At 76.0% G+C, this 6,000-nt stretch carries 5 protein-coding genes; all 5 read right to left on the bottom strand.

Features of this window, described 5'->3' with window-relative positions; genetic code table 11:
• Nucleotides 1-173 precede the first annotated feature (173 nt).
• The 5 genes from ACQRUO_RS27270 to ACQRUO_RS27250 all read right to left on the bottom strand — a co-directional run bounded on the left by ACQRUO_RS27270 (nt 174) and on the right by ACQRUO_RS27250 (nt 5,840).
• The gene (locus ACQRUO_RS27270) at nt 174-311 is read right to left on the bottom strand and encodes a hypothetical protein (protein ID WP_428318727.1); all 138 of its coding nucleotides are present in this window, start codon (nt 309-311) and stop codon (nt 174-176) included.
• Nucleotides 312-345: 34 nt separating this feature from the next.
• Nucleotides 346-1,839 carry a condensation domain-containing protein gene (locus tag ACQRUO_RS27265; RefSeq protein ID WP_428318726.1) on the bottom strand — a complete coding sequence of 498 codons (1,494 nt, stop codon included), beginning with the start codon at nt 1,837-1,839 and terminating at the stop codon, nt 346-348.
• Nucleotides 1,840-2,168: 329 nt separating this feature from the next.
• Nucleotides 2,169-2,978, bottom strand: a complete 810-nt coding sequence (locus tag ACQRUO_RS27260; RefSeq protein WP_428318725.1) for a 4'-phosphopantetheinyl transferase family protein — start codon at nt 2,976-2,978, stop codon at nt 2,169-2,171.
• Between the two features lie 148 nt (nt 2,979-3,126).
• A complete protein-coding gene (locus tag ACQRUO_RS27255; protein ID WP_428318724.1) occupies nt 3,127-4,860 on the bottom strand; it encodes an acyl-CoA dehydrogenase in 1,734 nt (577 codons plus the stop codon).
• Between the two features lie 26 nt (nt 4,861-4,886).
• Nucleotides 4,887-5,840, bottom strand: a complete 954-nt coding sequence (locus ACQRUO_RS27250) for an aromatase/cyclase (RefSeq protein WP_428318723.1) — start codon at nt 5,838-5,840, stop codon at nt 4,887-4,889.
• Between the last annotated feature and the right edge of the window lie 160 nt (nt 5,841-6,000).

The raw sequence follows: 6,000 nt of genomic DNA, 5'->3' as shown, positions 1-6,000 counted from the left end.
GCCGCCAGCCGGCCGGTGCCCGTCGCCCGCCCCGGGCGCCGGCCCGGCCGGGCGGACCCGGGGGCGGCGGCGCACTCGGCGGCAGGCGGTGGGACGAGGGCCCGTCGTCGGACGGACCCGGCGGCCGAACGGTCGGTCAACACCCCGGTGGGTGGGGTGTCGGACGACATTCGCTAGTCGATCCCGCGGACGATGGCGTCGTCCTCTTCCTCGTCCGCACCGGCCAGGTGCAGCGTCGGGGCGGCCCGCAGGGGGACCAGCCCGAACACACCCAGCTCGATCTCGTGCAGTTCTTCTCTGGTGTCGTACACGGGCGACTCCTTCGTGATCTGTCGCCTCACCGTGTCAAGATCCGCTCGTAACCGGATCGACGGTCGCTCGTCCACCGATCGAGTGCAACCGGGTCCGGGCGGTGTGCTGCGCGGCCGAGCGGTGGCGCGCGGCGATCCGCGGCGGGTCGTCCCCGGCCAGCACGGCGAGCACCTGGGCGACCGTCGTCTCCTGGTCGGTGCCGGGCAGTTCGCGCAGCAGCCGCACGCACTGCCCCAGCAGCCGGCTCGCCTCGGCGCGCGACAGCCGGGCCCGGTCGTGCACGGCGATCAGGATCAGCCCGCCGTCCGGGCCGCGGTGGGCCAGCAGCGCCACCGGCAGGGCCGGCTGCGCACCGCTGGCCCGCGGCGGATCCACCCGGATGCCGTCGGCGGCCAGCTCGGTGCACAGCTCCTCGGGCCGGTGCGGCATGCTCTCGACCGCCACCATGCTCTCCAGCAGCCGCCCGCCGCCGGTGGCCCGACCGGTCCACTCGTGGATCTGACCGGTCGACACCCACTCGTAGGCGGCCATGTCGAGCGCCCGGTCGCGCAGCGCCGTCAACAGCTGGGACAGCCGGTGCTCCGGGGCGACCTGCACCGACATCGGCAGGCAGTTGCGCATCGGCCCGGGCAGCCGCTCGACGGCCTCCAGCGCGATGCCGCGCCCCGAGACGGTGACCCCGAAGCCGACCTGCGCCGGCCCGCCGGCCCGGGCGCCGCGGTACAGCAGCAGCGCCCACACCGCCTGCAGCGCGGTGGAGTCGGGCACCGCCTGGGCGGCGGCCCAGCAGTGCAGCCGCTCGGCCTCGGTCCGGGTCAGCTGCGCCTCCACCCGCCCGCTGCCGCGCTCGCGGGTGGCCGGGCCGGGGACGGCGGGCAGCACCGCGGGGGCGCCGGCCGGCACCGTGCGGGTCCAGAACTCCCGGGCCGGGGCCAGGTCCTGGCTGTCCAGCCAGAGCACCCAGTCGCGCACGTCGGGGCGCCGCTCGCCGCCGGGCAGTTCACCGCCGGCCAGGTAGGCCCGGTAGAACTCGTCCAGCAGCACGAAGACGCTCCAGGCGTCCAGCAGCCCGTGGTGGAAGGTGAGCAGCACCCGGGTCGCGGCCGGGCGCGCCGGCAGCCGGCCCGGCTCGTCGGGCAGGTCCAGCAGGGTGATCCGCAGCGGGCCGGGGTTGCGCAGGTCGAAGCCGCGCAGCCGGTCGCACTCCAGCAGCTCCTCCCAGTCCAGGCTGCCGGCCGGGTGGCGCGCCACCTCGACCTCGGCCCGCTCGTGCAGCACCACGTGCGGCTCGGGCTCCCAGGCGAAGGCGGCCCGCAGCACGGTCTCCCGGTCCACCACGGACTGCCAGGCGGCGGTGAAGCGTTCGGTGTCCAGCGGGCCGCGCCAGCGCCAGGACAGCTGCTCGACGTGGCGGCCGGTGCCGCGGTGCTCCAGCGAGTCGAGCAGCAGGTCGTGCTGCTGCCAGGTGAGCGGCAGCGACGGCTCGGTGGAGCGGCGGGCGGTGTGCCGAGGTCCGGACCTGGCCATGGGCCGCCTCCTCCTCCGCTTCCGCGCGCGCAGCCGAACGGGCCGGCCGGGCGGCCGGACCGGGGAGCGCCGAGGTGGGCGCGGTGCTCCCGGGCCCACCCTGGAGCAGGGTGCTGGCAGCGGCCTGACGGGGCGCTGACCCGGCTCGGCGTCCGCCACAGGCCGGCTCGCGGGCGGGCGGAGCCGCAGCGTGCGGCCGGGTCGGCCGGCGGGGTCGACGCGGCGCCGCGCCGGGGCGGGGTGGTGTCGGTGGGCCGGTGTCAGCGCGCCGTCAGGCGGCGGGTCAGACGGTCAGGTCGGTCGGCCCGCGGGTCGGTCAGGCGCTCGGGTCAGTCGGCGGCCAGGCTCATCGCCGACAGGAACCCCTGGTCGAGCATCGAGCCCGCCGAGGTGTCGTTCGCCGCGCCCAGCCCCGCGTCGTGGCAGGCGATGCTCAGCAGGTAGCGGCCCATCACCGAGTGGGTGGCGAAGCCCCACTCGCCCCGGGTGGCGGCGCTGCCGTCCGGGGCGTGCAGCCGCTCGCCCTCGCTGAAGCCGAACTCCTTGAAGCCCAGCCGCAGCCCCTGCCCGAGCGCCTTGGTGTACGCCTCCTTCAGCGTCCACAGCCGCAGCGCGTGCGGCACCCGCTCCGCCTCCGGCAGGGCGGCGATCTCCGCCGCCTCCATCGGCGTCAGGATCTGCGCCTCCAGCAGGTCCAGGCGCACCGAGCGCCCGGCCGGCTCCACGTCCACCCCGATCCGACCGGTGCGGCTGAGCCCGACGGCCATCAGGTCGCCGGTGTGCGACAGGCTCAGCTCGACCTGGTCGAAGCCGCGCAGGTAGGGCCGCCCGCCCAGCCGGTAGGCCAGGTCGAGGTACTCCGGCGGCACGCCGAGGGCGGGCGCGGCGGTGCACTTGATGAGCAGTCGGGCGGCCGCGAAGCGGTAGCGCACGGTGGCGTCGGGGGTACGGCGGTAGCGGTCCCAGTCCGCCCCCAGCAGATCGCGCAGCCGGGGGGTGGTGAGCATGCTCGGCAGCCACTCGCTCCAGGTCGTGTAGACCACCGCGTTGCCCAGTTCCGCCAGGTCCGTCCGCACCTGGTGCCAGGGGCCGTCCGGTCGCGGCACGTGCACCGGTTCGGCGCATCTCACCTGGTTCATGATTCTCCCTGCGAATCGAGCCGGCCGCGCCGCCCCGCGGCGGGGCCGGGGAACAAGCCGGGGCGCCCGCCCGCGGGGCGGCGCTCGCCGGCAGGACGTGCCGGGCCCGGGTGGCGACCTTGGCACCGCGGGCCGGACGCGCGGACGGTCAACCCGCCAGCGCGCTCCCGTAGAGATCGAGGCTGCGGCCCTCCCGGTAGCGGCCCAGCACCTCGGCGAGCACGGTCGGCACCACCTCGGCCGGCAGCTCGGCCACCGGTGCGCCCAGCCGCCGCCCGATCCGGCTCAGCGCCAGCACCGCCCAGGCCGGGTCCTCCAGGAACGAGCCGGTGCCGGCCTGCCCCTCCCAGATCCCGAGCACCGCGGCGGCCGCCAGCACCAGGGCGTAGCGGTCGGCCAGGGCGCAGGCCTGCGGGTCGAAGGCGGCGCGCCCGGTGCGGCCGGCCAGTGCGGCGCAGCGGGCCCGCAGCACCCGCAGCTCCGCCACGAAGGTGTCGGCGAGCACGGCGAGGGCGGCGGTCAGCGGTCCGGCGGTGCGCCGGGTGGCCAGCCGTCCGGCGACGCCGAGCAGGGTCGCGGTGAGCAGGTCGTCGGTGCCGGAGTGGGCGAGGCGGTGGTGGTCGAAGGCGGGCAGCGGGGCGCCGGGCCGGAACAGTTCGGCCGGCGGTTCCGGGGTGCGGAACCAGGCGGTGGTGGCCAGCGCCGGCAGCTGCGGTACCAGCACCGCCTGGCAGACGGCGGTGCCGGCGTGTCCGAGGCCGGCCACCGGCAGGTCCCGGACCAGCTTCTGGAAGCCGCCGTACAGCGGTCCGCGGTCGTAGCCGCGCCCGCCCAGCACGGTGGCCAGTTCCTCCAGGTCCTCGCGCAGCAGGTCCGGCATCGTGTACTTGACGGCCGCACCCAGTAAGTAGGACTCCTCCGGCAGCAGGCTCATCGCGCGCAGCCCGGTGACGGCCATGCTGTCGCAGGCCAGCAGGTCGGCGAAGACCCCGGTGAGCACCTTGTGCCAGCGCCGGGCCGGCCGGCCGTCGGGCCGGTCCTCGGTGGCGGCGCGCACCGCCAGCCGCAGCACGCTGTCCACCCCGGCGAGCACCGTGCCGGGGATCAGGCAGTGGCTGATCTGGAAGCTGCGCAGCGCCAGCGCCACGCCCTCGCCGACGGCGCCGACCAGCGCGTCGGCCGGCAGCGGCAGGTCCGCCCACTCGACGCCGAAGAAGTGCGCGCCGCGCATGCCGGGCATCTCCACCCGCTCCAGCCGGCGCAGTTCGCCGGTGCCGGGCAGGTCGGGACCGAGCACCAGCACGGAGTGGCTGTGCGGCCCCTCCTCGGGCGAGGTGCGGGCGTACATCACGAAGGCGTCGGCCCGGTGGGCGTTGATGACCGCGTCCTTGCGGCCGTTGAGCAGCCAGCCGCCGTCCGGGCGCGGCGTGGCGGCGACCTCGTTGCGCAGGATCGCGTTGGCGTGCGCCACCTCGCGGTGCACGATGGTGGCCCGGCCGCCGCCGAGCAGCAGCTCGGCCAGCGCCCGCCGCTGCCGCTCGTCGCCGGCGGTCCACACCGCCGAGGCGGCGAACAGCGAGGTGATGCCGAAGCCGTAGCCGAGCGCCAGGTCACGGCGGAACAGCGGCCGCAGCACCCGGGCGAGCTCCTCCAGGTCGGTGAGCCGGCCGCCGAGGTGGCGTGGCACGAACTCGGCGGCCAGCCCGGCCTCGGTGAGCAGCGCCTCGGTGGCCGCGGGCACCTCGCGGGCCTCGTCGGCCCGCAGCAGCGCCAGGTGGCCGTGCGGGTTGTCCGGGGCGAAGGGGTCCCCGAGCGCCGCCTCCAGCCGGGCGGCGCGCTCGGGCTCACCGATGGTCCGTGCGGGGGCGGAGGGGTCCCGCACGGAGGCAGTGGTGACAGCGGTGGCGGTCACAGGACGTGGACCGAGCCGAGGGCGTACTGGGCGGCGTGCCGCAGGACGGACAGGCCCGCCTTGCCGAGGGCCTCGCGCACGTGGCGCCCGGCGGTGACGGCGTCGACGCCCGGGCCGAGCACCTGCTCGATGTTCTCCTCGCAGAGCAGCACGTCGTGCCGGGTGGTCAGGTTGACGCCGGTCTCGTCCGGCTCGATCGACCACTCGCCGGCGTGCGCGGCGAGCAGCGGCGAGGTGCGGGTCTGCTTGTAGACGATGCGCTGGGCGGCGGGGAAACAGATCCGCACCGATTCGGTGCTGTGCACCGAGCCGTCCACCGACAGGCTGCCCATCGACATCACCTGCACGCCCGGTTCCGTCTCGATCAGTTCGAGGCGGTTGACGTGCGGCAGTTCGGCGGGCCAGTCCGTGGCCCGGTAGAGGAAGTCGAAGATCAGCTCGGCCGGCGCGTTGACGTGCACGGTGTCCTCGAAGGCCCACACCAGGTCGTCCAGGCGGGTCCAGCGCTCGGCCAGTTCGGCCAGCCGGTCCAGCTGGATGATGCTGTTGGTGGCGGTCGCCCGCTCGACCCAGGCCGCGGCGGCCGGGTCGTCGCCGATCACGGTGAAGGCGTGCTCCAGGGTCACCCGGCAGGAGTCGCCGAGCGGTGTGACGGTCCACAGCCCGCCCATCGACTCGATCGGGTGGGCGGGCAGGTCCATGGTGAACTCCACCCGCAGGCGCTCCACGTCCAGGCGCCGGCTGGAGACCCAGGACGTGATCCTGCCCTCCGCGGTGGCCCACATGCGCAACCGCTCCCGCGCCCCGTCGAAGTCGAGCTGCTCGACGTGGACGCAGGGCGGGAAGAACAACGGCCACCGGGTGGCGTCCGCGATGAGCCCGTACAGCACGCCGGCCGGGGCCGCCGCGCGTACTTCGTGGACGGTGCGGTGCACTCGCGCGTCCGACATGTTTCCCACCCCTCTCGTAGGGTCTCCGGCCTCTCCTGCTCGCCGACCGCTGGTCGGACACCGGCCGCTCGGACCCCTTCGGGTGGGACGCCGCCGGGCCGGACGGGCGTATCCCCGACCGGCCCGGGGGCCGCCCGTGCCGGTGTGCCGCACACCGGCA

It is taken from the genome of Kitasatospora sp. LaBMicrA B282 (genome assembly GCF_050325825.1).
Classification (GTDB): Bacteria; Actinomycetota; Actinomycetes; order Streptomycetales; family Streptomycetaceae; genus Kitasatospora.
The sequence above is the reverse complement of the archived record's forward strand: the minus strand, read 5'-3'. Positions and strand labels throughout refer to the sequence as shown.

Bases quoted from the DNA above. Each gene is read 5' to 3' on its own strand.
- ACQRUO_RS27250 (WP_428318723.1), bottom strand. From the start codon at position 5,840: ATGTCGGACGCGCGAGTGCACCGCACCGTCCACGAAGTACGCGCGGCG.
- ACQRUO_RS27260 (WP_428318725.1), bottom strand. From the start codon at position 2,978: ATGAACCAGGTGAGATGCGCCGAACCGGTGCACGTGCCGCGACCGGAC.
- ACQRUO_RS27265 (WP_428318726.1), bottom strand. From the start codon at position 1,839: ATGGCCAGGTCCGGACCTCGGCACACCGCCCGCCGCTCCACCGAGCCG.